Genomic DNA, 23056 nt, shown 5'->3' on the forward strand with positions numbered 1-23056 from the left:
TTGTAGTGCAGGCAAAAGTAGCCTACGACGCGACCAAGGGTTAATGTGCGCGGCGTTGACGCTTCTATAGACTGTGTCCGGGTTCTGCACTGGCCCCAAATTGTTCCTTCACGCCACAGATCGGCGTGATTTAGCCGCAGGTGCCGAGGGCGCCGCGGCCTGTTCTGAGGAGTACGCATGGCTGTCTACAACTACGACGTGGTGGTGCTGGGTTCCGGCCCGGCGGGAGAAGGCGCGGCAATGAACGCCGCCAAAGCAGGGCGCAAGGTGGCGATGGTCGACAGCCGTCGTCAGGTCGGCGGCAACTGCACCCACCTGGGCACCATCCCCTCCAAGGCCCTGCGTCACTCGGTCCGGCAGATCATGCAGTTCAACACCAACCCGATGTTCCGGGCGATTGGTGAGCCGCGCTGGTTCTCGTTCCCGGACGTGCTGAAAAGCGCCGAGAAAGTCATTTCCAAACAAGTCGCTTCGCGTACCGGCTACTACGCCCGTAACCGCGTCGACGTGTTCTTCGGCACCGGCAGCTTCGCCGACGAGCAAACCGTCGAAGTGGTCTGCGCCAACGGCGTGGTCGAAAAACTGGTGGCCAAGCACATCATCATCGCCACGGGTTCGCGTCCTTATCGCCCGGCGGACATCGATTTCCATCACCCGCGTATCTACGATAGCGACACCATCCTCAGCCTCGGTCACACCCCGCGCAAACTCATCGTTTACGGCGCCGGCGTGATCGGTTGCGAATACGCCTCGATCTTTAGCGGTCTGGGCGTGCTGGTTGAACTGGTGGACAACCGTGGTCAGTTGCTGAGCTTCCTCGACTCGGAAATTTCCCAGGCGCTGAGCTACCACTTCAGCAACAACAACATTACGGTTCGCCACAACGAAGACTACGACCGTGTCGAAGGCGTGGACAACGGCGTGATCCTGCACCTCAAGTCCGGCAAGAAGATCAAGGCCGACGCCTTGCTCTGGTGCAACGGCCGGACCGGCAACACCGATCAACTGGGTCTGGAAAACATCGGCGTCAAGGTCAACAGCCGTGGCCAGATCGAAGTCGACGAAGCCTACCGCACCTGCGTACCGAACATTTACGGCGCCGGTGACGTGATCGGCTGGCCGAGCCTGGCCAGTGCCGCGCACGACCAAGGCCGTTCGGCCGCTGGCAGCATCGTTGATAACGGTAGCTGGCGCTTTGTGAACGACGTGCCGACCGGCATCTACACCATTCCGGAGATCAGCTCGATCGGCAAGAACGAGCAGGAGCTGACGCAGGCCAAAGTGCCGTACGAAGTGGGCAAGGCGTTCTTCAAGAGCATGGCGCGTGCGCAGATTGCCGGCGAGCCTCAGGGCATGCTGAAGATCCTGTTCCACCGCGAGACCCTGGAAGTGCTGGGCGTTCACTGCTTCGGTTATCAGGCGTCGGAGATCGTGCACATCGGTCAGGCGATCATGAGCCAGCCGGGCGAACTGAACACGCTGAAGTACTTCGTCAACACGACGTTCAACTACCCGACCATGGCTGAAGCCTATCGGGTAGCGGCGTACGATGGCCTCAACCGGCTTTTTTGAGCGGCTCCGGCCGGTGGCCTGAGCCGGCCGGGGAGACCGATTTCAGCAATTCTCGAGCGTGGCAGTGGCCAAACCGGGAAAGTCTGTAATCAGGCTGTCAACGCCGAAGTCGGCGAGTCTGCGCATCAGCGCGGGCTCGTTGACTGTCCACACCGACACATGCAGCCCCTGACGCTGCGCCTTCTGCAGGCGTTCCGGCGTACACAGGGTCCAGTTCAGCGCCAGAATCTCACAGCCATAGCTTTGCGCGACCTTCAGCGGGTCGAGCCAGGCGTATTCGGCCACCAGTCCGCGGGACACATCCGGCACCAGATCCAAAGCCGCTTTCAACACTTCTCGCGAACTCGAGGTGATGGTGATTTTGTCGAGCATGTCAAAACGCTGAGCCATTTCGCGAATCGCCAACACCGTGGTCGCGGCGCGGGTGCGTGAAGCGCTTTTGACTTCCAGTTGCCAGTGTTCGAAGTCGCATTTCTCGAACAATTCTTCCAGCGTCGGAATCGGGCACGGCTTAATCCAGCCGGGGCCGCCCGTGCGTGCGTCGTAGGTCACCAGCTCTGCCGCCGAGTGCTCGACGACCTTGCCACGCCGGTCGGTGGTGCGCTTGAGCGTCGGGTCATGAATGACCATCAACTCGTTGTCCATGGACAGATGCAGGTCCAGCTCGCAGCGGCGCACGCCGTGCTTGAGGCATTCCTGAAAGCTGGTCAGGGTGTTTTCCGGTGCTTCGCCCTTGGCGCCGCGATGGCCGTAGATGAGGGTCACGATTCTTCCTTAAATTAAATGCCTGATTCGTTTTCGCGGGCCAGACGTCGTTCCTGGGCCTGCTTCTGAAAAATGTAGCGGGCCAGCAGTTGGCGCTGGGCATCGGTCGGGCGTTCGAACTCGGTGCCCACGTCGTAGCCGTCACCCTTGCGATCGCAATGGGTAACTCGCGCCCGCAGCAATAGGCCGAGGGCTTGCGGCATCAGCACCAGCTTCACCGACAGGTGCGTGCCCGTGGCGATAGCGGTCGGGTACTGGAAGTGGACGCCGCCCTCGGAAATGATCACGGGTTGCGGCTCGCCGATCTGCCCGAGCACGGTGATGGCGATCACCTGGCTGAGCAGATCGATGCGTTTGTTCTGGGATTTCAGGAACGCCGCGAGGTTGCGGTCGCGCTCGCTGATCTGGCGCAGCAGGTGTTGCGATTCGAATTCGCTCAAGTGCAGTTCGCTGAGCAGATTGAAGAGCGGGGAAGCATCCTGCAACACTTCCTGGCCTGCGGCTTCGGGAGCGGACAGGGGCCGAATTTCCAGTGCGATCGTGTCCTCGATACGGTAGTATTCGCGGCGATCTTCTTCATCTAATGTCGACATGGCGAACCCATGGTAGCGGCGGTGGTCTGAGTGTAAAGCTGGTTATCGACCCCCGCCACAAGGACGTTCCTTTTCCCTCCGAACAAGCCCCGACATGTTCAGACCTCTCTTCGTATTTATTGGCACGCGTTATACCCGTGCAAAGCGTCGCAATCATTTTGTGTCGTTCATTTCCCTGACTTCGATGATCGGTCTTGCCCTCGGCGTGATCGTGATGATCGTGGTGCTGTCGGTCATGAACGGCTTCGATCATGAGATGCGCACCCGCGTGCTGGGCATGGTGCCCCACGCGACCATCGAGTCCGGTGAGCCGATCAGCGACTGGCAAGGCCTCGCCGCCAAGGTCAAGCAGAATCCGCAGGTGACAGCCGTTGCGCCGTTCACCCAGATGCAGGGATTGCTGACCAATAACGGCAAGGTCTCCAAAGTGCTGCTCAATGCCATCGACCCGGCGCTGGAGCGCCAGGTGTCGATCATCGACAAGTTCATGCTGCAGGGCAAACTCGACGACCTTGCGCCCGGCAGTTTCGGCATCGTCATCGGCGACAAGGCGGCCGCCAAGCTCGGCGCGGCCATCGGCGACAAGCTGACCTTCGTCGCACCGGAAGTCACCGTGACCCCGGCCGGGATGTTCCCTCGGATGAAACGCTTTACCGTGGTCGGCATTTTCCATGTCGGCGCCGGCGAGATCGACGGCTACCTGGGCGTCACCAACCTGCAGGACCTGGCGAAGCTGCACCGCTGGAAGCCGGATCAGGTGCAGGGCATCCGCCTGAAGTTCGACGATCTGTTCCAGGCCCCACGCACTGCATGGAACATCGCCCAGCAGCTCGGCGAAGACCATTTCTACGCCCGCGACTGGACCCGCACCCACGGCAATCTGTATCAGGCGATCCGCATGGAAAAAGCCATGATCGGTCTGCTGTTGTTGCTGATCGTTGCCGTGGCCGCGTTCAACATCATTTCCACGCTGGTGATGGTGGTGAACGACAAGAAGGGCGACATTGCGATTTTGCGTACCCTCGGCGCCACACCGCGTTCGATCATGGCGATCTTCATGGTGCAGGGCACCGTCATTGGCGTGTTCGGCACGCTGATCGGCGCCGTGGTCGGGATCTTCGCCGCGCTGAATGTCAGTGCCGCGATTTCAGCTCTCGAAGGCCTGATCGGGCACAAGTTCCTCAACGCCGACGTGTATTTCATCGATTACCTGCCGTCGCAAGTGCAGAGCCAGGATGTGTTGATGGTCTGCGCCGCCGCGTTGGTCCTGAGTTTCCTCGCCACCCTGTATCCAGCCTGGCGTGCCGCGCGCACCCAGCCTGCGGAGGCGCTACGTTATGAGTGAGTCGGGCATGAGTGATAAAGCAATCTTGAGCTGCCGCAACCTGGGCAAATCCTACGAGGAAGGTCCGGAGTCGGTAGAAGTGCTGGCCGGTCTGCAACTGGAGCTGCATCCGGGTGAGCGCGTGGCGATTGTCGGCACCTCGGGTTCGGGCAAAAGTACTTTGCTCAACCTGTTGGGCGGCCTCGATACGCCGACCAAGGGCAGCGTCTGGCTCGACGGCGAAGAGCTGTCGGCACTGAGCGAGAAAAATCGTGGTCTGCTGCGTAATCGTTCCCTCGGGTTCGTGTACCAGTTCCACCACTTGCTGCCGGAATTCACCGCGCTGGAAAACGTCTGCATGCCGCTGCTGATCGGCAAGACCGCAATTGCGGAAGCGCGCCAGCGTGCGACGGCGTTGCTGGAGCGGGTAGGGCTGGGTCATCGTCTGGAGCACAAACCGGCGGAATTGTCCGGTGGCGAGCGTCAACGCGTGGCCATTGCCCGCGCTCTGGTGAACAAGCCAGGCCTGGTGATGCTCGACGAGCCGACCGGCAACCTCGACTCCCACACCGCCCAGGGCATTCAGGATTTGATGCTGGAACTCAGCACTTCGATGCGCACGGCGTTCCTGGTGGTGACCCACGATATGAATCTGGCTCGCCAGATGGATCGCGTCCTGCATTTGCAGGAAGGTTGCCTGACGCCCATCTGATTGACCGAAACCCGACGTACTGAACGGTACGTCGGGTCTTTTATTTTTATACGGTGCCCCAGCGAATGTTCAGACCGTTATCGATCTTTATCGGCACGCGCTATACCCGCGCCAAGCGCCGCAATCGCTTTGTTTCCTTCATCTCGATGACCTCGATGATCGGCCTCGCCCTCGGTGTCCTGGCGATGATCGTGGTGTTGTCGGTCATGAACGGCTTTCAGCGCGAAATGAGCTCGCGCATCCTTGGCATGGTGCCCCACGCGACCATCGTCGGCGTCAATCCGATCGACGATTGGCAACCGGTGGCCGCGGCCGCGATGAAAAACCCGGAAGTGACCGCCGCCGTGCCGTTCACCGAGATGGAAGGCATGCTTTCCTATAAAGGTACGATGCAGCCGATTCAGGTCAGCGGCGTCGATCCGGCGCTGGAAGGCAAGGTGTCGATCGTTGCCCAGCACATCGTTCAGGGCCGCCTCGATGCCTTGAAACCGGGCGAGTTCGGCGTAGTGATCGGCGAGATCACGGCGCGGCGTTTCCGCTTGAATGTGGGCGATAAGATCACCCTGATCGTGCCGGAAGTCAGCAATGCACCGGGGGGCATTACCCCGCGCATGCAGCGTCTGAACGTGGTGGGCGTGTTCAAGGTGGGTGCCGAGCTGGATGGCTCGATGGCGCTGATCCACGTCGCCGATGCCGCGCAGATGCAGCATTGGGAGCCCAACCAGGTGCAGAGCGTGCGCTTGGCGGTGAAGGACCTGTATGCGGCGCCGCAGGTTTCCAGCGATATCGCTGGCGGCTTGGGCACGGCTTACAAGGCTGACGACTGGACCCACACCCAGGGCAGCCTGTTCAGCGCGATGAAAATGGAAAAAACCATGATCGGCCTGTTGTTGCTGATGATCGTTGCGGTGGCGGCGTTCAACATCATTGCCACCTTGATCATGGTGGTGAACGACAAGGGCGCGGACATCGCGATCCTGCGCACCATCGGTGCCACGCCACGGCAGATCATGGCGATCTTCATGGTCCAGGGCACGGTGATCGGGGTGGTCGGCACGTTGATCGGTGGCGTGCTCGGCGTGATTGCCGCGCTGAACGTCAGTGAGCTGGTGGGCTGGATGGAGCGGGTGAGCGGGCAGCACATCTTCAGTTCTGATGTGTATTTCGTCAGCAACCTGCCTTCGGAATTGCAGGGCGGGGATGTGTTGTTGATTTGCTCGGCGGGGTTTGTGTTGAGCTTCCTCGCCACGGTTTACCCGGCTTGGCGGGCGGCGAAGATCGAGCCGGCTCACGCGTTGCGGTATTCGTAAACCTATAGACCGCTTTCGCGAGCAAGCCCGCTCCCACATTTGATCTTCGTCGTACACATTATCTGTGTTCATGGAGATCTAATGTGGGAGCGGGCTTGCTCGCGAAGGGGCCGGCCCTGCTGCCCTCAATCCCCCTTCGGTAACTCAATCACAAACCGCGTCCACCCATTCTCAGATTCACAACGAATCTGCCCGCCATGGGCACGAATAATCGACTGGGTAATCGCCAATCCCAACCCCGCATGTTCACTGCTGCCTTCCTGACGCGCCGGATCCGCCCGGTAGAAGCGATCAAACAAGCGCGGCAGTAATGCCCCGTCAATGCCTTCGCCGCTGTTCTCAACCGTCAGACTCAAACCTTCAGGCCGCTCGATAATCCGCACCCGGACCTCGCCATCGGCCGGCGTAAACCGCAACGCGTTATCCAGCAAATTCGAAAGCGCCCGCCGCAACATACTCTGATCGCCTGCCATGCGCGCATGACCGTCACGGCTCAACGTTACCCGAGCGTCCTCGGCCAGTGGCGCAAAAAACTCCAGCAACACATCCGCTTCCACCGCCAGCTCCAGCGGTTCACGTTTGGGCATCAACAAGCCATGGTCAGCTTTTGCCAGGTACAACATGTCGTTGACCAGTTGCGCCATCCATTGCAGTTCTTCGAGGTTGCTGTGCAGCGCTTCTCGGTAATCCTCGATGGGCCGGGGGCGGGTGAGGGTGACCTGGGTGTGGGTCAGCAGGTTCGACAGCGGCGTGCGCAGTTCATGGGCAATGTCGGCGGAAAACGCCGAGAGTCGCTGAAATGAGTCGTCGAGGCGTCCGAGCATGGCGTTGAAGTGGTGGGCCATTTCCGCGAGTTCAGGTGGCATGTCTTCTTCGGGCAGGCGAGCGTTGAGCGATTGCGCCGAAACACCGCGTGCGACCGCACTCATGCGTCGCAATGGACGTAACCCGCTGCGTGCCGCCCAGGCACCGAGCAACGCCGTGGCCAAGGCTGACAAGCCAACTGTGAGCCAGATCAGGTGCTGCATGCGTTGCAGAAAGTGTTGGTGGTGGGTGATGTCCAGCAGCAGGGTCAATTGCGGTGAGTCAGGTTTGTCGACAAACAATGGCGCATTCAGGACACGGTAGTCGGTGTCGTTGTCATTGAGGGTCGACAAGCCCGGTTTTTGCGGGAGCTTGTCGGGCAAGTGCGCCGAGCTGTCGTACCAACGCTGGCCGTCACTGCCGGTAATCCGCAGTGAAAGATCAGCCTGGCGACTCAGTTCATCGGCCAGTTGGACTTCGCTTTCACTCGACCGGAGATCGTGAAGCGCCCGACGCAAACCAATCAACTTGCCGTCCAGCAACTGCTGATCCAGTTCAACAAAATGCGCCTCGCTGGCGCGACTGAACAACACCCCGGCGAACAACGAAACCACGGCGGTGCAGGCGGCAAACAGCAGCGCCAGGCGGCTGCTCAAGGACAGACGGCGCATCAGGCAGGACGCTCTTCAAGGACATAACCCATGCCGCGCACGGTGTGGATCAACTTGTTCGGGAACTCGTCGTCGATCTTCAGGCGCAGCCGGCGGATGGCGACTTCGATGACATTGGTATCGCTGTCGAAATTCATGTCCCAGACCTGGGAAGCGATCAGCGACTTGGGCAGCACTTCGCCCTGACGGCGCAGGAGCAATTCCAGCAGGGCGAACTCCTTGGCGGTCAGGTCGATACGTTGACCGCTGCGTTCGACCCGGCGGCGGATCAAATCCAGGCGCAAATCGGCCAGTTGCAGGCTGGTTTCCTGATGCGGGGCGCTGCCACGGCGCAACAGGCTTCGGACCCGGGCCAACAGTTCGGAGAAGGCGAAAGGCTTGACCAGGTAATCGTCGGCGCCGAGTTCGAGGCCGTGGACCCTGTCTTCCACAGCGTCTCGTGCCGTCAGAAAAAGTACCGGCGTATCGAGGCCGGCGTTGCGCACGGCTTGCAGGATTTGCCAGCCATCGCGCCCGGGCAGCATCACATCGAGGATCAGCAACGCATATTCACCGCTCAGCGCCCATTGCTGGCCAGTGCTGCCGTCGGCCACCAGGTCGGTGTTGAACCCGGCCTCGGCCAGGCCCTGGCGCAAGTAGTGGCCGGTTTTTGGTTGGTCTTCGACGATCAGCAGTTTCATGGGCGACTCGGGGTAAATGGAACGAACGCTTTATACCGTGGGCAGCGGCAGTGCAGGCCAACCTGACAAAGTTGTAATCTGGCCGTCAGGTTGTGGGCAGTGGCTGCAGTTTAAAGTTTTCCACACGCTGAACCTTACCTTGTTGGAGTACGACTATGTTTTTGCGCAAACCTCCGGTGCTGGCCGCGTGTTTGCTGGCGTTGAGCTCGCCGGTGTGGGCATCGCCGGCACACACCTTCGATTTCGGTCAACCGGCTCCGGCCGCCAAGGCTGACCGCAGTGTCGAAGTGGTGATGGGTGACATGTCGTTCACCCCCAACGCCATCGATATCAAGTCCGGTGAGACGATTCGCTTTGTGCTGGTGAACAAAGGCCAGTTGCTGCACGAATTCAACCTCGGCGACGCGGCGATGCATGCAAAACATCAGCAGGAAATGATGAAGATGCAGCAGAGCGGCATGCTGACGCCTACAGGCATGAAGGAAATGGACCACGGCGCGATGCCCGGAATGGATCACGGTATGAAGCACGATGACCCCAATAGCGTGCTGGTTGAGCCGGGTAAAACCGCTGAATTGACCTGGACCTTCACCAAGGCCACCAGCCTGGAATTTGCCTGCAATATTCCTGGCCACTATCAGGCTGGCATGGTCGGCAAGTTGACTGTCAGTCAGTAAGCACTCAAAGGCGGGCGCAAAGGCTGGTAGAATCCGCTGATTCTTCAGTCAGGTTTCCGCCATGCATCCCGCAGCCGAACATTCGCCGCTGGGCAAATCCAGCGAATACATCGCCACGTACACGCCGTCCTTGCTGTTCCCGATCCCGCGCACCGCGAAATGGGCCGAGCTGGGCCTGACGGCTGAAACCCTGCCGTACAAGGGTGTGGATTTCTGGAACTGCTTCGAGCTGTCGTGGTTGTTACCGTCCGGCAAGCCTGTAGTGGCAATCGGCGAATTCAGCATCCCGGCGGATTCGCCGAACATCATCGAATCCAAGTCGTTCAAACTGTACCTGAACTCGCTGAACCAGACGCCGTTTGCCGATACAGCGAGCCTTGAAGCCACGCTGGTGAAAGACTTGTCCGCAGCGGCTGGTAAATCGGTTGGCGTGCGAATTCGCAGTCTGAAAGACGTTGAGGCCGAAGGCGTCGTGGCGCTGCCGGGCGTGTGCATCGATGATCTGGACATCAGCGTCAGCAATTACGAGCATCCGCGTCCGGAACTGCTGCGTTGCGACGAGTCGCGCATTGTCGAGGAGAGCGTGCACAGTCATTTGCTCAAATCCAACTGCCCGGTGACCAGCCAGCCAGACTGGGGCAGCGTGGCGGTGGAATACCGTGGCGCGGCGCTGGATCATGCGAGTTTGCTGGAATATATCGTGAGCTTCCGTCAGCACTCGGACTTTCATGAGCAGTGCGTGGAGCGAATCTTTCTTGACCTGCAACGGTTGTTGAAACCGGAGAAGCTGACGGTGTATGCGCGTTATGTGCGTCGTGGCGGGTTGGACATCAATCCGTATCGCAGCACTGAAACGGTTCAACTGCCGAACCACCGACTGGTCCGTCAATAAAGATCTAATGGGGGGGCGGGCTTGCTCGCGAAGGCGGAGTGTCAGGCTCCATCAACGCTGACTGATACACCGCATTCGCGAGCAAGCCCGCTCCCACAGGGAATGCGTTGCAAATCGCAGGTAAGAAAAAGCCCCGCCATCACTGGCGGGGCTTTTTTGTATCCGGTGGCTTCAGATCCCCATATTGCCCAAGGCCTGCACGATGTTACGCAGAGTGCCGGCAAGGGTCGGGTGCTCAATTTCAAAGCGCTCTACGGCCAGGTTCACATTGTCGGACAGGCTGGAGTCCTGGGTTTTGGTTTCCAGTTCAAGCTCAAGTTCGATCTGTTGCATCAGCGCGTGCAGGTCTTCGCGCTCGGCTTCGGTCAGCGGCGGATTCTGTTCCAGTTGCTCGCGCAGAGTATTGAGCTGTTGTTGCAGTTCGCGGGCAGGCATGGCGTTCTTCCTTTTATCGATAGGCACTGGCATAGACCGCAGCAGCGCGCCAAAAGTCTATGGCTGACCTTTAGATTAATCCACTCGCGCGCAACCTGCATGCCTCCGTAGGTGTAAGGCAGCGGTCAAGGCTTTTCGCCCTTGAAGCGGCGCAGGCTGATGTCGGCCAGACAGGTGTCGAGCTCACCGAGGTGATCGATCACCGAGTGCACGCCGAGGCTGAACAACTGCACCGTTGCCTTGCCGCGCAGGTGTTCGCGTTCCTTTTGGCTCAACGCCTGCCATTCGCTGGGCGCCAGCCCGCAGAGCGAGCCGCACGAGGCCAGGCCAATTGTCCACAACCCGGCATTCAGGCCCGACTGCAGCAATCGCGGTTCGCCGCTGACCAGCACGCAGCCATCCAGGCGCTCGACATTCAGCGCCATCAAGGCTTGCCAGCACGCATTCGGCGCGGGCCAAGGATTGATTGTTGCGGGGTGTTGCGAAGGTTTGATCCAATCTGGTAGAGCGGCCGCCAGGGAATGGCTGAGGGCAGGGGTGAGCTCATCGAGCCAGGCGCAGGGAATCTGCTGACGTTGCAAACTGTGCAAACTGTCCAGGGCACCCGGCGTGACCTCGGCGTGCTCGGCAGAGTGGGTGTCGTGCTGGCGCGTGCGGGCGCCGAAATCCACCAGGCAACCGCTGAGGCCGAACAGGACGGCGGTCAGGCCGGGTGCGGCGAGGGGCAAGGTTTCGGCGTGCGGCATATCAACGTCCCTGAAATAGCGACAAGGTTATGCGTTGCCGGTGACAGTTGAGTGACATTGATGTGAATCGCTCACAGTCAGGGCGAATCATCCGTAGGCCATCGCGCCCGAGGCTGCCTTCAGCGGCTTTTCCGTCTTATACTAGCGAGCTTAATGCCCGGGCCAAGATGTCCGCGCCAGTACAATCCAAGGAGTTTTCTATGCGCTGGAGTAATCGTCTAGCTCAGCTTTGTGTGTGCGCCAGTGTGTTACTGGCTCCGTTCGTTGCTCAGGCAGCCTCGGAAGATGACCCTTGGGAAAGCATCAACCGTCCGATCTACACATTCAACGATGTGGTCGATACCTATGCGCTGAAGCCGTTGGCGCAGGGCTACCAGTTCGTTACCCCGCAGTTTCTCGAAGACGGCATCCACAACATGTTCCGCAACGTCGGTGATGTCACCAACCTTGCCAACAACATCTTGCAGGTCAAACCGGCCGCTGCCGGGACCGATACCGCGCGCCTGATCTTCAACACCACCTTCGGCGTGCTGGGTTTCTTCGATGTGGGCACTAAAATGGGCCTGAACCGTAGCGACGAAGACTTCGGTCAGACGCTGGGCTACTGGGGCGTAGGAAGCGGTCCCTACGTGATGCTGCCGTTGCTGGGCCCAAGCACGCTGCGTGACGCTCCGGCGAAGTACGTCGATGGCTACACCGGCCCATACCCGTACATTCACGATGTGCCGGTGCGTAATTCTATCTTCGGCCTCAACATCGTCGACACCCGCGCCAGCCTGCTGTCCGCCGAGAAGCTGATCAGCGGCGACAAGTACACCTTCATCCGCAATGCGTACTTGCAGAACCGTGAATTCAAAGTCAAAGACGGGCAGGTCGAAGACGATTTTTAATCGCGACCGGTAAAACGAAGAAGGCGGCCAATGGGCCGCCTTCTTTGGTTTTGATCCCGGTTATTTTATCTTCAAAATTGTAAGGCCGAGTTTCTGACTGCCGCCGTCCCGTTCTGCATAGACCCGCATGCGGATGAAATCACGCTTTTCGCCGTAGGCCCGATCGGTTTGACTCATGGGCTTCGTCCTTCCATTGGGTTACGGTTTTGCCTGTTCTTATAACTCTCGGTGATTTGACAAGTAAAGACGTCAAGCGACCATCGGCGTGAGCTTGAAACGCCCCGCGGATGGGAGTACCGTCTGCGCCTTAGAAGGGCACCTCTGGGTGTGCCTGTGAGTAGGGTGAATGCCCGAAAGTGGTGCAACAGAGAGGCTAGAAAGCGAATCCAGTAGTGTGAGCCGGGACAAAACCCCAGCCTGCTACGCCAACCTAATTCTGGCGCCGTTTGCCCACATGCCAAAAACCAGTGCCACGCTGCTGATAATCGATGATGACGAAGTAGTGCGCGCGAGCCTCGCCGCCTATTTGGACGACAGTGGTTTCAGTGTCTTGCAGGCCAGCAATGGCCAGCAGGGTCTTCAGGTATTCGAGAAAGACAAGCCCGATTTAGTCATCTGCGATCTGCGCATGCCGCAGATGGGCGGGCTCGAACTCATCCGCCAGGTGACCGAGCGGTCACCGCAAACCCCAGTGATTGTGGTATCGGGTGCCGGCGTGATGAACGACGCGGTCGAGGCCCTGCGCCTGGGCGCGGCGGATTACCTGATCAAGCCTCTCGAAGATCTGGCTGTGCTCGAGCACTCTGTGCGCCGGGCCCTGGATCGCGCGCGGCTGCTGCTGGAAAACCAGCGCTACCGCGAGAAGCTGGAAAAGGCCAACCGCGAGCTCGAAGCCAGCCTGAACCTGCTCCAGGAGGACCAGAACGCCGGTCGCCAGGTGCAGATGAACATGCTGCCGGTCAGTCCCTGGACCATCGACGAGTTCCAGTTTGCCCACCAGATCATCCCGTCGCTGTACCTGTCGGGTGATTTCGTCGACTATTTTCGGGTCGACGAGCGTCGGGTAGCGTTCTACCTGGCGGACGTTTCCGGTCATGGCGCCTCTTCAGCGTTCGTTACCGTGCTGCTGAAATTCATGACCACGCGCTTGCTGTTCGAATCCAAGCGCAGCGGCACATTGCCGGAATTCAAGCCTTCAGAGGTCCTTGGTCATATCAACCGGGGCCTAATCAGTTGTAAGCTGGGCAAACACGTCACAATGGTCGGTGGAGTCATCGACGAGGAGACAGGTTTGTTGACCTATAGCATCGGCGGTCATTTGCCGTTGCCTGTGTTGTACACACCAGACAGTGTTCGTTATCTGGAAGGGCGTGGTCTGCCGGTCGGCCTCTTCAATGAGGCCACCTACGAAGACCACGTGCTGGAACTGCCGCCGACGTTCAGCCTGACGCTGATGTCTGATGGCATTCTGGACCTTTTGCCAGAACCTACACTCAAAGAAAAAGAAGCGGCTTTGCCCCAGCGGGTCAAGGCAGCGGGCGGCACCCTGGATGGGTTGCGGCAGGTTTTTGGATTGGCCACGCTAGGGGAGATGCCGGATGATATCGCCCTGTTGGTGTTGAGCAGGAATCTTTGATGAGTACCGGTAGAATCCAGTTCGCCGAGCAGGACGGCACCTTCGTCCTGAAGTTCGTCGGTGAAGTTCGCCTGACCCTGTGTTCGGCGTTGGATGCGACTATTGAGCGGATCTTCACGGCGTTGAACTTCAACGCGATCGTGATCGACCTGACCGAAACCCGCAGCATCGACAGCACCACCCTTGGCCTGCTGGCCAAACTGTCGATCCTGTCGCGGCAAAAGGTCGGCCTGCTGCCGACCGTCGTCACCACCCACGAAGACATCACCCGTCTGCTGCAGTCCATGGGCTTCGAGCAAGTGTTCAACATCGTTGACCGCCCGATCCCGTGCCCTGAATGCCTGACCGACCTGCCAGACCAGGATCAGTCCGAGGAAGTGGTGCGGATCAAAGTGCTCGAAGCGCACAAGATTCTCATGGGGCTGAACGATTCCAATCGTGAGGCGTTCCATGATCTGGTGAATGCGCTGGAGCGGCACTGATTCCTGTGGCGAGGGCGCTTGCTCCCGCTGGATTGCGAAGCAATCCCAAAATCGACACATAAAAAAGGGCGAACCCACAAAGGTTCGCCCTTTTTGCATTGCGCTGAACTAAATCACAGCTTGGCTTGCAACAGCGCCTCAAGCTTTTCCTGGTCCCGAGCAAACTGACGAATCCCCTCCGCCAGTTTCTCGGTTGCCATCGCATCTTCGTTGGACAACCAACGGAACTGCGCTTCATTCAGGCTCAAACGCGCCTCACCGGTATGACCCGGCGCCAGTTTACGCTCCAGTTTGCCTGTGTCCGCCGCCAGCTTGTCGATCAAATCCGGGCTGATAGTCAAACGATCGCAACCGGCCAACTGCTCGATCTGATTCAGATTACGGAAGCTCGCGCCCATGACCACGGTCTTGTAGTCATTGGCCTTGTAGTAGTTGTAGATACGCGTCACCGACTGCACGCCCGGATCATCCGTGCCGGTGTAGTCGTTGCCGTTTGCCTTCTTGTACCAGTCGTAGATACGGCCCACGAACGGCGAAATCAGGAACACACCCGCATCGGCACACGCCGCCGCTTGGGCGAAGGAGAACAGCAATGTCAGGTTGGTCTGGATGCCTTCTTTTTCCAGAATCTCGGCAGCGCGGATACCTTCCCAGGTCGAAGCGATCTTGATCAGCACACGGTCGCGGCCAATGCCGGCCTTGTCGTACAGCTCGATCAGACGGTGCGCACGCTTCAATACGGCGTCAGCGTCGAACGACAGGCGCGCATCCACTTCAGTGGAAATACGGCCAGGAATCACCTTCAGAATCTCTTGCCCCACCGCAACGCCAAACCGGTCACTGGCCAGGCCCACATCGCCCTTGCAGTCACTGACGCAAGCGTTCAGCAACTCGGCATAACCGGGAATGGCCGCCGCTTTCAGCAGCAGGGAAGGGTTGGTGGTAGCGTCCACCGGTTTAACACGAGCGATCGCTTCGAAGTCGCCGGTGTCGGCAACTACGGTGGTCATTTGTTTGAGTTGTTCCAGCTTGGAAGTCATGGGCGTGCTCTGTCCTATGGGTCTAATGACATTACCCGAGCGCTGACAGCCACTCAAGGGCGCATGTACGTATCGAAGGCCCCGGCGGCAACAACCTGAAAACGGCTGTTTGAATGGCGCGGCGCGGTGTCCGTAAATACGATGCCAAATCCGGGCGCAGGTTCAACCCGGGTGACGGTTAGCGTCCAGAAGGTCCAGAGTCTTGAATTCAGTTCGCCAGTACGTCTCGGAAAACGTCAGGGCGAATAGCGGCGATATGAAGAGCGATAGGCGATAGACCGGTTTTACTTCGGGCCTCTGCAGCCTCGGTTACTTCAACCTTGTGAACGTCGCCGTGTAGGCCGGCTTTGACTTCAAGAATTGACTCCAACAGTTCTTCGCCAATATTGCGTTTGGCATCCCGTTCCATCAGTTGTTTTTCAGTCAGGGGCATGATTCAGCTCCTTCGAATAAGGCCTTTGAGCGCATGAACCGAGCCGGTCTTGGCCACAAACTCAACACTTCCGTCTCGCAACGTCACAAATTCGACTAGATCCCCAGCAACCAATCCGAGCGAGGTGCGAACCTGCGCCGGAATGGTAATCCGTCCTTTCGTCGTTAGCCTTGCAGTTGCCATCAATGACACTCCATTCCATTAACGTAGCTAGGGATTTTCCGGTTACCGCCCCTCCAGCAACTCCGCCGCCTGGTCCAGCAACACCAAAGGCTCTTTAGCCTTATGGATATCCACCGACAGCAACTGCCTAAACTTGCGCGCCCCCGGAAATCCGGTGCCCAGCCCCAGCACATGCCGGGTGATATGGTGCATCGAACCACCCGCAGCAATATGCGCGGCGATATAAGGCCGCAACTGCGCGAGCGCCTCAGCGCGGCTGATCACCGGCGCCGTGCTGCCGAACAGTTGCTGATCCACCTCAGCCATCACATAAGGATTGTGATACGCCTCACGGCCGAGCATCACGCCGTCAAACGTCTGCAAATGCTCGTGACAGGCCTCCAGCGTCTTGATCCCGCCGTTGAGGATAATCTCCAGCTCCGGAAAGTCCGCCTTCAACCGCGCCGCCACGTCATAACGCAGGGGCGGAATGTCGCGGTTCTCCTTCGGCGACAACCCCTCAAGAATCGCGATCCGCGCATGCACCGTAAAACTCGTGCACCCGGCATCGCGAACCGTGCCAACGAAATCACACAACTCTTCGTAACTGTCCCGCCCGTTGATCCCGATGCGGTGCTTCACTGTCACCGGAATCGACACCGCATCGCGCATCGCCTTCACACAATCAGCCACCAACTGCGGATGCCCCATCAGCACCGCGCCGATCATATTGTTCTGCACCCGATCACTCGGGCAGCCGACATTCAGATTCACCTCGTCGTAACCGTGCTCCTGAGCCATGCGCGCGCAAGCGGCCAGGTCCAAGGGAACACTGCCGCCGAGTTGCAGGGCGAGCGGGTGTTCGGCTTCGTTGTGGCGCAGGAAGCGGTCGTGATCGCCGTTGAGGAGCGCGCCGGTGGTGACCATTTCGGTGTAGAGGAGGGCGTGCTTGGAGAGCAGGCGCAGGAAGAAACGGCAGTGGCGGTCAGTCCAATCCATCATGGGTGCGACGGAGAAGCGGCGGGAGAGTGGGGCGGGTGTGGCGGTTATTGGGGGCATTGGGGATCTGGAATCGGTGGGGCTAGGAGGTAGGGGAGTTTATCAGGATTGGACTTGCCGGGCCTCTGCAAGTCAGGCAACCGTTGTACCAAGTGTGTGAGCCCAGAATCAGTAAATCGCGGCAGCTGAACAAAAGCTGTCGTCCTGCGAAGTTTCATAATCTCCAACGGGTTCACGGCCTACGATGATGGCGAAAGGTCGTATCACCACGCCTCCAGCGCACAGGAAACCAAAAAATGATCTCAAATCTCTTCAAAGTCTTTCTGATCGGTGGTGCGTTGCTGTTGAGCGCCTGTTCGGGTGTGAGCACCCCTAGCAACTATTCGGAAGATCTCCAGCCGTCTGCCAGCTTTGGCCCGGGCCCCACTAACAACCCCGGTAAGTTGAATTTCCATGGCAGTGCGCTCGGTAGCAGCTTCGGCGAGTACAGCTCGGGGTTGTTGCACGACGACTAGAGTGTGACGCAAATGCGCGGTATTCCGGCCGTTGCGTGTTCTCCGGGGTGGGCGACTACTGCGCAGTCGAACGCAGGCTGCACCAGCTGCTACATGAAATACGGCTATTTGGTCTCAGGCGTCGCGATCCACTCACCCAAAACTTTCTGGTACTTCCCCGTCACCTTGGCCAAATGCAACCACTGATCCACATACAACTTCCACGTCACGTCATCACGCGGCAGCAAATACGCCTTCTCCCCATACTGCATGAACTGCCCCGGATTCACCGCGCACAACCCGGGTTTTAGTTTCTGCTGATACAGCGCTTCCGACGCATCGGTAATCATCACGTCAGCCTTATTGTCCAACAGCTCCTGAAAGATGGTCACGTTGTCGTGAAGGCTCAATTGCGCATTCGGCAGGAACGCGTGAACAAAGGCTTCATTGGTGCCACCAGCCGGTTCAACCAACCGAACCGAAGGCTGGTTGATTTGCTCGACAGTCTGGTACAGCGCCTGATCTTCACAGCGCACCAACGGGACTTTGCCGTCGACATCCAGCGTGGTGCTAAAGAAGGCCTTTTTCTGCCGCTCCAGCGTGACCGAGATCCCGCCCATGCCGATGTCGCATTTACCCGCCAGCATGTCAGGCATCAGGGTTTTCCAGGTGGTCTGCACCCACTCGACCTTGACGCCCAGGCTGTCGGCAAGCGAGCGGGCCATGGCGATGTCGATTCCCGAGTATTCGCCGTTCTCGGCTTTAAACGTGTAGGGCTTGTAGTCACCCGTGGTGCACACGTGCAGTTGGCCTTGCTGGATGACGCTGTCCAGATGCGAAGGCTCTGCCTGAGCGGCAAACGAGAAGGCAAGCAGCCCGCCAAGCATCAATATGCGTTTTACAGTTTTCATTGTTATCCGGCGTCCATGATGGATTTGATCAGTTTCTCGGCGAAACGCCTGAAGCGGTGCCCAACGGAAAATAAACACTGAACACCGTCCCACCCTCCAGACTCGAACTCACCGAAACGTTCCCGTCATGCGCTTTGGCAATTTCCCGAACAATAAACAACCCAAGTCCCACACTGCGCACATCACTGTCAGTCTCAGCACCCCGGGTCATCGGTTCAAACAGCACCGCCATCAACGCCTCCGGAATAACCGGCCCGTGGTTTTGCACCGACACAACGGCCTGATCATCGTCCACGCGGGAAGTAATCGTTATCGGCTGCTTCAAATCCCCGTAAGCCACGCTGTTGGCCACCAGGTTACCAATGATTTGCTGCACACGATCAGCATCAAAAACAGCGGAGCCGGTACCAAAAGACTGGTGCAACAACGTCGCTTTCGGAAACGCAACGCGCAGTTCGTCGACGCTGCGACTAACAAATGTATGCAAGTCCTGCGATGCACGAACAATCGCAATGCCGCTCCCGACCCTGGCCAATGCGAAGTCCAGAAGGTCAGCAATCATGCGCTCGGCACGGTCCGCCGATTGGCCGATGTGGCCGAGCAACTTGGTTTCCTTGGCGTTGCGCTTGTCTCGGGCAAGGATGTCGGCAGCCATTTTGATCGCGGTCAGCGGGTTTTTCAGGTCGTGGCTGACGATGGCGACCATTTGTTCGGCAAACGAAGCGCGGCGCTGAGCTTTTTCGTACGCCAGGCTAAGTTCGGCCTGGGCTTGCTGAAGCGCAGTTTCGGCGGTGGTTTTTTCGTGCAGCAGGCCTTCGGCGATTTTTCGGGCGTTCAGTAGTTCACGTTCGTACTTGTCGCGGTCGGTGGTGCCGAACAGCGCCAGTTCGTTGAACGCGCCGTTGGCGTGTTCGCGCCGGACGCCGTTGAGCAGCACGGTGACGATGCGTTTGTCTTGATGAACCAGGTCAAGTTTTACTTCGGCGACCGAGCCCTGCATTCGCATGAGCGGCGCCCAGTGGGTTTGGTGGAAAATCCGCCCGCCCATGGTCAGCAGGTCTTGAAAACGCTTGCCGCACAGCTCTGACTGGCTGAAGCCGATCCAGTGGCTGAACGTCTGATTGCTGCGCAGGATCGTGCCGTCCTCTTTCGTCACCACCAATCCGCAGGGCGCTTCTTCAAACAGTGTCTGCGGGTCTGGCAGATCAGTCGACATGCGCGCCTACCCACGGCGACAGGAAGCTGGCCATGGCTTCGGAGCAGGCGCTGGGCGCGCTCATGTGCGGACAGTGGCCGACGTTGTCCACCACGCACAGCGTGCTGTTAGTGAGTACGGCGTGCAGGTATTCACCCACGGCCATCGGGGCGATGAGGTCGTCGGTGGATTGCAGGATCAGCGTAGGCGTGGTCAGGCCGGCGACGTCCTGGCGGTTGTCCGAGAGGAATGTCACTCGCGCGAATTGCTTGGCGATTTCGGGTTCGGTGCGGCAGAAACTGTTGGTCAGTTCTTCGCTCAGCGCCGGTTGTCCGGGCGCGCCCATGATGACCGGGGTCATGGTGCTGGACCAGCCGAGGTAGTTGCTGTCGAGGGTGTCGAGCAGCGAATGGATGTCTTCGAGTTTGAAACCGCCCACGTAGTTGTCGGAATCGATGTAGCAGGGCGAAGGACCGATCATCACGTGGGCGGCGATTTTTCCGGGTGACTGACGATCCGCCAGTGCACCGATCATGGCGCTGACGGAGTGGCCGACCAGAATCACCGGGCCGCTGGCGAACTGATCGACGATTTCAACAAGGTCCTGGGCGTAACCGTTCAGCGAGTTGTATTTGTCCCGATCGTACGCGGCAAGATCCGACTGGCCCGCACCGACCAGGTCATACAGCACGACCTTGAAACGACCGGTGAAGTCGTTGACGAGATAACGCCACATGGTCTGATCGCAGCCAAAGCCGTGGGAGAAGATCAGCGTTGCCCGACCTTTGCCCATCACTTTGACGTTGTTGCGATGTTGAAGGTCCATGTGTGTTGTCCCGAGCGTGCCGAAGGTATTTTTTGGCATGTTCCGGAGTTTAGATAGTCGCAGGCATCAGGTCACGCATTGCCACACAGAAAGTCGGCGTCAACGGTTGCTCGTGGATTTCGACGCCGTCGCCACCGTCCCACCACCGCAATTAATGTAGGAAGAAGTCTTCAACCAGCGTTGATCCGGGTAGTACGAAAACAACAACTGCCCGTCTTTCATCGAATCAATCAGCTTGTGCGCAATAGCCGGTCGCACCGCCGGGCAGCCCAGGCTTCGACCAATACGTCCGTTAGCCCGCGCCAGCACCGGGCTGACGTAAGGCGCGCCGTGAATGACGATTGCCCGTTCAAACGCATTGTCGTTGAAACCCGGCTCCAGGCCTTCCATGCGCAGCGAATAACCGTTCTGCCCGACATAGCTCTGTTGTGTGCGATACAGCCCGAGGCTGGTGGCAAAGCTTTCATTTTGATTGGAGAAGTTCACGGCCATGTTCTCGCCGGTATTGCGACCATGGGCGACCAGTTCATGAAACAGCAACTTGCGTTTCTTTAAATCGAACACCCACAGGCGCTGTTCGGTCGAAGGCAGGGAATAATCAATCACCGCAAGTCTTTGGACAGGAGCAGCACCTTGAGCGATGCTGCATTGCGACGCACGAACGGCGAGGTTGATGACCTTGGCGTTGGCTTTCGGAGCCGCTTTGATGAGGGCGGCCGCGAGCGAATCAGCGTAGGCTGACGGTACGGACATTGCAGTCAGTAGCAGGGCCGGCAGTAGATAGCCAATACGTAGTGGCGCCATATAGATGTCTCATCATGTTAAGTTCGAGTCTAGCAGTGCGGCGAAAGCCAAGCGTTGAATGCGGGAGATTAAGGATTATCCATGGTGCTTTTAACAAGGTTATTCGTCATAAGCCGCGTATTTTTTATGGGCTTTCTGATCAGCGGCACGGCGCTCGCGGAAACTTCGCCGATTGAGCCGACAATTGCGCCGAGCTCCGTTATCGAAGCCGCAGCGGACGACAACGTCGGTCAGGCGATTCAGGCATCGCTTGAGCCACTGAAAACCGGGTTTCCACCGCTGCTGACCTCGTCGCGTCATCGGCGGGTGGATGTCAGCCGTCTGGTCATGGATTTTTATACGCACCGCGCCTATCGCGCAGCGTGGACGAATGACAGCGACGTCGCACAATTGATCGCCAGCCTGAACGCGATCGAAGCCGACGGTTTGAACCCGGCGGACTTTCATATTGATGAGCTGATCCGGTCCCGGACTACGATGCAGGCCACGTCGGTCACGCCCGAGCAGCGGGCGGCCTTTGATTTGGCGACGACGCATACCTTTATCACCGCGCTGCTGCAGTTGCGGCGGGGCAAAGTCGATCCTTCGCGGCTCGACATTCATTGGAATTTTGACACCAATGGCGTAGACCCGCGCGACGACGTCAATGCGTTCTTCGCCGCGCTCGACCATCACGATGTAGCAACGGCTTTTGCTCAAGCACCGCCGCAAGAAGCGGTTTATGGGGGGTTACGCCAGGCGCTGGCGCAATTGCGCGGTATTCGCGATCGGGGCGGCTGGCCGAAAGTGGTTGTAGACCATTCGCTCAAACCTGGCATGGACGAACCGGCTGTCGCGCAGTTGCGCGCCAGGATGGTTGCGGCAGGGTTTCTCGATCCGCGATTGATCCGCGGCACGAAGTACGACGGCGCCGTCACCGCGGCGGTGAAAAAGTATCAGAACGAGCAATACCTCGGTGCGGATGGCATGGCGGGGGCGACCACGCTGGCGGCATTGAATGTGCCCGTTGACGCACGCATTGATCAGGTGCGGGTGAACATGGAGCGGGCGCGCTGGCTGCTTTATAAACTCCAGGGCACGTTCGTTATCGTTGATATTGCCGGCTACAAAGTGGCGATGTACCGCGATGGTCAGCCGATCTGGCGCTCCCGGGTGCAGGTCGGCAAAACGGCGCGTAATACACCGATCTTTCAGGCGCAGATTACCTACATCACGTTTAATCCAACCTGGACGGTGCCACCGACGATCCTCAAGGAAGACGTGCTGCCGAAGATTCAGAGCAATCCCGGTTACCTGGCCGCCAACCGTATTCGCGTGATTGATCGCGACGGCAACGAGCTGGATCCTGCGGCCGTCGACTGGACCAACCCGCGTGGCATCAGCTTGCGCCAGGACGCCGGGCCGGAGAGCTCGTTGGGTCAGGTGGTGATTCGCTTCCCCAACGACTACGCGATTTATCTTCACGACACGCCGCATCGCGAGTTGTTTGCCAAGACTGTCCGCGCGACCAGTTCGGGCTGCATCCGGGTGGAGAACCCCCTGCAACTGGTGGAACTGTTGTTCAACGACCCGGTTAAATGGAACAGCGTCGGTATTCAGAAACAGTTGGCCAACGGCAAGACCGAGAACATTCGGCTGCCGGTGAAAGTGCCGGTGTTGTTGGCCTACTGGACAGTCGATTTGGGCAGTGACGGGCGCGTGGCGTTTAAACCGGATGTGTACGGCTACGATGCGCCTGTGTTGCGGGCGTTGAACCGACCTGCGCAAGTGCCTGTGTTGAATTTACAGGCGGCAACGGCTTCGGTGGGGACAGGGCAGTAATGGGGTCGAATCCAGACTGATCAGTCCGCCCTCATCAGGACGTCGACCGTCAACCGTTCGGCGCTTGCGCCGGGGAGCATTTTTCCTGCGGAGATGCCGAGAGTACACGGGCGCATTTGCACAGTGCGATGCAACGCCTGTCCAAAGGACAATTGCCCCGCACCATCCCGTAGACTAAGCTC

The 23056-nt window shown here is 58.9% G+C and carries 25 protein-coding genes; 11 read left to right on the forward strand and 14 right to left on the reverse strand.

Annotated elements, in window-relative coordinates:
• Positions 1-177: 177 nt before the first annotated feature.
• Positions 178-1572 (forward strand): Si-specific NAD(P)(+) transhydrogenase, encoded by a 1395-nt coding sequence (gene sthA / locus ACA073_RS09390; protein ID WP_497403019.1) that lies wholly within the window; start codon positions 178-180, stop codon positions 1570-1572.
• Between the two features lie 42 nt (positions 1573-1614).
• Here the strand turns inward: sthA and ACA073_RS09395 are convergent, their stop codons facing one another.
• Together ACA073_RS09395 and ACA073_RS09400 are read right to left on the reverse strand one after the other, a co-directional pair.
• Positions 1615-2337, reverse strand: coding sequence for a glycerophosphodiester phosphodiesterase (locus ACA073_RS09395; protein WP_497403020.1), 723 nt, complete (start codon positions 2335-2337; stop codon positions 1615-1617).
• Between the two features lie 14 nt (positions 2338-2351).
• Positions 2352-2930 carry a PilZ domain-containing protein gene (locus tag ACA073_RS09400; protein ID WP_497403021.1) on the reverse strand — a complete coding sequence of 193 codons (579 nt, stop codon included), beginning with the start codon at positions 2928-2930 and terminating at the stop codon, positions 2352-2354.
• Between the two features lie 94 nt (positions 2931-3024).
• On the opposite strand from ACA073_RS09400, the gene ACA073_RS09405 reads away from it, so the two are divergent.
• The 3 genes from ACA073_RS09405 to ACA073_RS09415 all read left to right on the forward strand — a co-directional run bounded on the left by ACA073_RS09405 (position 3025) and on the right by ACA073_RS09415 (position 6276).
• Positions 3025-4275, forward strand: a complete 1251-nt coding sequence (locus ACA073_RS09405; protein WP_497403022.1) for a lipoprotein-releasing ABC transporter permease subunit — start codon at positions 3025-3027, stop codon at positions 4273-4275.
• A gap of 7 nt (positions 4276-4282) precedes the next feature.
• On the forward strand, positions 4283-4966 hold the full coding sequence (gene lolD / locus ACA073_RS09410; protein ID WP_461951028.1) for a lipoprotein-releasing ABC transporter ATP-binding protein LolD: 684 nt from the start codon (positions 4283-4285) through the stop codon (positions 4964-4966).
• Between the two features lie 65 nt (positions 4967-5031).
• On the forward strand, positions 5032-6276 hold the full coding sequence (locus ACA073_RS09415) for a lipoprotein-releasing ABC transporter permease subunit (protein WP_253439147.1): 1245 nt from the start codon (positions 5032-5034) through the stop codon (positions 6274-6276).
• Between the two features lie 125 nt (positions 6277-6401).
• On the opposite strand, the gene ACA073_RS09420 is transcribed toward ACA073_RS09415, so the two are convergent.
• Together ACA073_RS09420 and ACA073_RS09425 are read right to left on the reverse strand one after the other, a co-directional pair.
• Positions 6402-7751 carry a heavy metal sensor histidine kinase gene (locus ACA073_RS09420; protein WP_497403023.1) on the reverse strand — a complete coding sequence of 450 codons (1350 nt, stop codon included), beginning with the start codon at positions 7749-7751 and terminating at the stop codon, positions 6402-6404.
• Positions 7751-8431, reverse strand: coding sequence for a heavy metal response regulator transcription factor (locus ACA073_RS09425; RefSeq protein ID WP_497403024.1), 681 nt, complete (start codon positions 8429-8431; stop codon positions 7751-7753). The genes ACA073_RS09420 and ACA073_RS09425 overlap by 1 nt, the downstream gene beginning before the upstream one ends.
• A gap of 155 nt (positions 8432-8586) precedes the next feature.
• Here ACA073_RS09425 and copI point away from each other — a divergent pair, with 155 nt between their 5' ends.
• Both copI and queF read left to right on the forward strand, forming a co-directional pair.
• The gene (gene copI / locus ACA073_RS09430; protein WP_497403025.1) at positions 8587-9108 is read left to right on the forward strand and encodes a copper-resistant cuproprotein CopI; all 522 of its coding nucleotides are present in this window, start codon (positions 8587-8589) and stop codon (positions 9106-9108) included.
• 61 nt (positions 9109-9169) lie between these two features.
• Positions 9170-10000, forward strand: coding sequence for an NADPH-dependent 7-cyano-7-deazaguanine reductase QueF (gene queF / locus ACA073_RS09435; protein WP_497403026.1), 831 nt, complete (start codon positions 9170-9172; stop codon positions 9998-10000).
• Positions 10001-10171: 171 nt separating this feature from the next.
• On the opposite strand, the gene ACA073_RS09440 is transcribed toward queF, so the two are convergent.
• Both ACA073_RS09440 and pcrP read right to left on the reverse strand, forming a co-directional pair.
• The gene (locus tag ACA073_RS09440) at positions 10172-10435 is read right to left on the reverse strand and encodes a DUF4404 family protein (protein ID WP_438661901.1); all 264 of its coding nucleotides are present in this window, start codon (positions 10433-10435) and stop codon (positions 10172-10174) included.
• Positions 10436-10560: 125 nt separating this feature from the next.
• Positions 10561-11181 (reverse strand): HAD superfamily inactivated hydrolase PcrP, encoded by a 621-nt coding sequence (pcrP, locus tag ACA073_RS09445; protein ID WP_497403027.1) that lies wholly within the window; start codon positions 11179-11181, stop codon positions 10561-10563.
• A 200-nt stretch (positions 11182-11381) separates the two neighbouring features.
• Here pcrP and ACA073_RS09450 point away from each other — a divergent pair, with 200 nt between their 5' ends.
• The 3 genes from ACA073_RS09450 to rssC all read left to right on the forward strand — a co-directional run bounded on the left by ACA073_RS09450 (position 11382) and on the right by rssC (position 14189).
• Positions 11382-12071 carry an MlaA family lipoprotein gene (locus tag ACA073_RS09450; RefSeq protein WP_497403028.1) on the forward strand — a complete coding sequence of 230 codons (690 nt, stop codon included), beginning with the start codon at positions 11382-11384 and terminating at the stop codon, positions 12069-12071.
• 454 nt (positions 12072-12525) lie between these two features.
• The gene (gene rssB / locus ACA073_RS09455) at positions 12526-13707 is read left to right on the forward strand and encodes a two-component system response regulator RssB (protein ID WP_497403029.1); all 1182 of its coding nucleotides are present in this window, start codon (positions 12526-12528) and stop codon (positions 13705-13707) included.
• Complete coding sequence (rssC, locus tag ACA073_RS09460; protein ID WP_007935262.1) at positions 13707-14189, forward strand: anti-sigma factor antagonist RssC; 483 nt, start codon at positions 13707-13709, stop codon at positions 14187-14189. Before rssB ends, rssC begins: the two co-directional genes overlap by 1 nt.
• Before the next feature lie 113 nt (positions 14190-14302).
• Here rssC and tal read toward each other — a convergent pair whose 3' ends face one another.
• The 4 genes from tal to dusA all read right to left on the reverse strand — a co-directional run bounded on the left by tal (position 14303) and on the right by dusA (position 16883).
• Positions 14303-15229, reverse strand: coding sequence for a transaldolase (gene tal / locus ACA073_RS09465; RefSeq protein ID WP_497403030.1), 927 nt, complete (start codon positions 15227-15229; stop codon positions 14303-14305).
• Positions 15230-15437: 208 nt separating this feature from the next.
• Complete coding sequence (locus tag ACA073_RS09470; protein WP_497403031.1) at positions 15438-15662, reverse strand: helix-turn-helix domain-containing protein; 225 nt, start codon at positions 15660-15662, stop codon at positions 15438-15440.
• Between the two features lie 3 nt (positions 15663-15665).
• The gene (locus tag ACA073_RS09475) at positions 15666-15845 is read right to left on the reverse strand and encodes an AbrB/MazE/SpoVT family DNA-binding domain-containing protein (protein WP_497403032.1); all 180 of its coding nucleotides are present in this window, start codon (positions 15843-15845) and stop codon (positions 15666-15668) included.
• Between the two features lie 42 nt (positions 15846-15887).
• Positions 15888-16883, reverse strand: a complete 996-nt coding sequence (dusA, locus tag ACA073_RS09480) for a tRNA dihydrouridine(20/20a) synthase DusA (protein ID WP_497403033.1) — start codon at positions 16881-16883, stop codon at positions 15888-15890.
• 236 nt (positions 16884-17119) lie between these two features.
• On the opposite strand from dusA, the gene ACA073_RS09485 reads away from it, so the two are divergent.
• Entirely contained in the window at positions 17120-17338 is a 219-nt protein-coding gene (locus ACA073_RS09485; RefSeq protein WP_497403034.1) for a hypothetical protein, read from the forward strand.
• A gap of 104 nt (positions 17339-17442) precedes the next feature.
• On the opposite strand, the gene ACA073_RS09490 is transcribed toward ACA073_RS09485, so the two are convergent.
• The 4 genes from ACA073_RS09490 to ACA073_RS09505 form a co-directional block, all read right to left on the reverse strand.
• Positions 17443-18228, reverse strand: coding sequence for a transporter substrate-binding domain-containing protein (locus ACA073_RS09490; protein ID WP_497403035.1), 786 nt, complete (start codon positions 18226-18228; stop codon positions 17443-17445).
• A 28-nt stretch (positions 18229-18256) separates the two neighbouring features.
• Positions 18257-19444 (reverse strand): PAS domain-containing sensor histidine kinase, encoded by a 1188-nt coding sequence (locus ACA073_RS09495; RefSeq protein WP_497403036.1) that lies wholly within the window; start codon positions 19442-19444, stop codon positions 18257-18259.
• On the reverse strand, positions 19434-20249 hold the full coding sequence (locus ACA073_RS09500; RefSeq protein ID WP_497403037.1) for an alpha/beta fold hydrolase: 816 nt from the start codon (positions 20247-20249) through the stop codon (positions 19434-19436). Before ACA073_RS09500 ends, ACA073_RS09495 begins: the two co-directional genes overlap by 11 nt.
• 99 nt (positions 20250-20348) lie before the next feature.
• A complete protein-coding gene (locus ACA073_RS09505) occupies positions 20349-21053 on the reverse strand; it encodes a murein L,D-transpeptidase catalytic domain family protein (RefSeq protein WP_497403038.1) in 705 nt (234 codons plus the stop codon).
• Positions 21054-21134: 81 nt separating this feature from the next.
• On the opposite strand from ACA073_RS09505, the gene ACA073_RS09510 reads away from it, so the two are divergent.
• Positions 21135-22874 (forward strand): L,D-transpeptidase family protein, encoded by a 1740-nt coding sequence (locus ACA073_RS09510; protein ID WP_497403039.1) that lies wholly within the window; start codon positions 21135-21137, stop codon positions 22872-22874.
• Positions 22875-23056: the final 182 nt, after the last annotated feature.

This window comes from Pseudomonas sp. LBUM1670 (assembly GCF_059695695.1).

Coding starts and splice junctions, on each gene's coding strand:
- ACA073_RS09440 (WP_438661901.1), bottom strand. CDS start 10,435: ATGCCTGCCCGCGAACTGCAACAACAGCTCAATACTCTGCGCGAGCAA.
- ACA073_RS09485 (WP_497403034.1), top strand. CDS start 17,120: ATGATCTCAAATCTCTTCAAAGTCTTTCTGATCGGTGGTGCGTTGCTG.
- ACA073_RS09450 (WP_497403028.1), top strand. CDS start 11,382: ATGCGCTGGAGTAATCGTCTAGCTCAGCTTTGTGTGTGCGCCAGTGTG.
- ACA073_RS09415 (WP_253439147.1), top strand. CDS start 5,032: ATGTTCAGACCGTTATCGATCTTTATCGGCACGCGCTATACCCGCGCC.
- copI (WP_497403025.1), top strand. CDS start 8,587: ATGTTTTTGCGCAAACCTCCGGTGCTGGCCGCGTGTTTGCTGGCGTTG.
- ACA073_RS09470 (WP_497403031.1), bottom strand. CDS start 15,662: ATGCCCCTGACTGAAAAACAACTGATGGAACGGGATGCCAAACGCAAT.
- rssB (WP_497403029.1), top strand. CDS start 12,526: ATGCCAAAAACCAGTGCCACGCTGCTGATAATCGATGATGACGAAGTA.
- ACA073_RS09475 (WP_497403032.1), bottom strand. CDS start 15,845: ATGGCAACTGCAAGGCTAACGACGAAAGGACGGATTACCATTCCGGCG.
- lolD (WP_461951028.1), top strand. CDS start 4,283: ATGAGTGATAAAGCAATCTTGAGCTGCCGCAACCTGGGCAAATCCTAC.
- sthA (WP_497403019.1), top strand. CDS start 178: ATGGCTGTCTACAACTACGACGTGGTGGTGCTGGGTTCCGGCCCGGCG.
- rssC (WP_007935262.1), top strand. CDS start 13,707: ATGAGTACCGGTAGAATCCAGTTCGCCGAGCAGGACGGCACCTTCGTC.
- ACA073_RS09495 (WP_497403036.1), bottom strand. CDS start 19,444: ATGTCGACTGATCTGCCAGACCCGCAGACACTGTTTGAAGAAGCGCCC.
- tal (WP_497403030.1), bottom strand. CDS start 15,229: ATGACTTCCAAGCTGGAACAACTCAAACAAATGACCACCGTAGTTGCC.
- pcrP (WP_497403027.1), bottom strand. CDS start 11,181: ATGCCGCACGCCGAAACCTTGCCCCTCGCCGCACCCGGCCTGACCGCC.
- ACA073_RS09505 (WP_497403038.1), bottom strand. CDS start 21,053: ATGGCGCCACTACGTATTGGCTATCTACTGCCGGCCCTGCTACTGACT.
- ACA073_RS09490 (WP_497403035.1), bottom strand. CDS start 18,228: ATGAAAACTGTAAAACGCATATTGATGCTTGGCGGGCTGCTTGCCTTC.
- ACA073_RS09425 (WP_497403024.1), bottom strand. CDS start 8,431: ATGAAACTGCTGATCGTCGAAGACCAACCAAAAACCGGCCACTACTTG.
- dusA (WP_497403033.1), bottom strand. CDS start 16,883: ATGCCCCCAATAACCGCCACACCCGCCCCACTCTCCCGCCGCTTCTCC.
- ACA073_RS09405 (WP_497403022.1), top strand. CDS start 3,025: ATGTTCAGACCTCTCTTCGTATTTATTGGCACGCGTTATACCCGTGCA.
- ACA073_RS09400 (WP_497403021.1), bottom strand. CDS start 2,930: ATGTCGACATTAGATGAAGAAGATCGCCGCGAATACTACCGTATCGAG.
- ACA073_RS09510 (WP_497403039.1), top strand. CDS start 21,135: ATGGTGCTTTTAACAAGGTTATTCGTCATAAGCCGCGTATTTTTTATG.
- ACA073_RS09420 (WP_497403023.1), bottom strand. CDS start 7,751: ATGCGCCGTCTGTCCTTGAGCAGCCGCCTGGCGCTGCTGTTTGCCGCC.
- ACA073_RS09500 (WP_497403037.1), bottom strand. CDS start 20,249: ATGGACCTTCAACATCGCAACAACGTCAAAGTGATGGGCAAAGGTCGG.
- queF (WP_497403026.1), top strand. CDS start 9,170: ATGCATCCCGCAGCCGAACATTCGCCGCTGGGCAAATCCAGCGAATAC.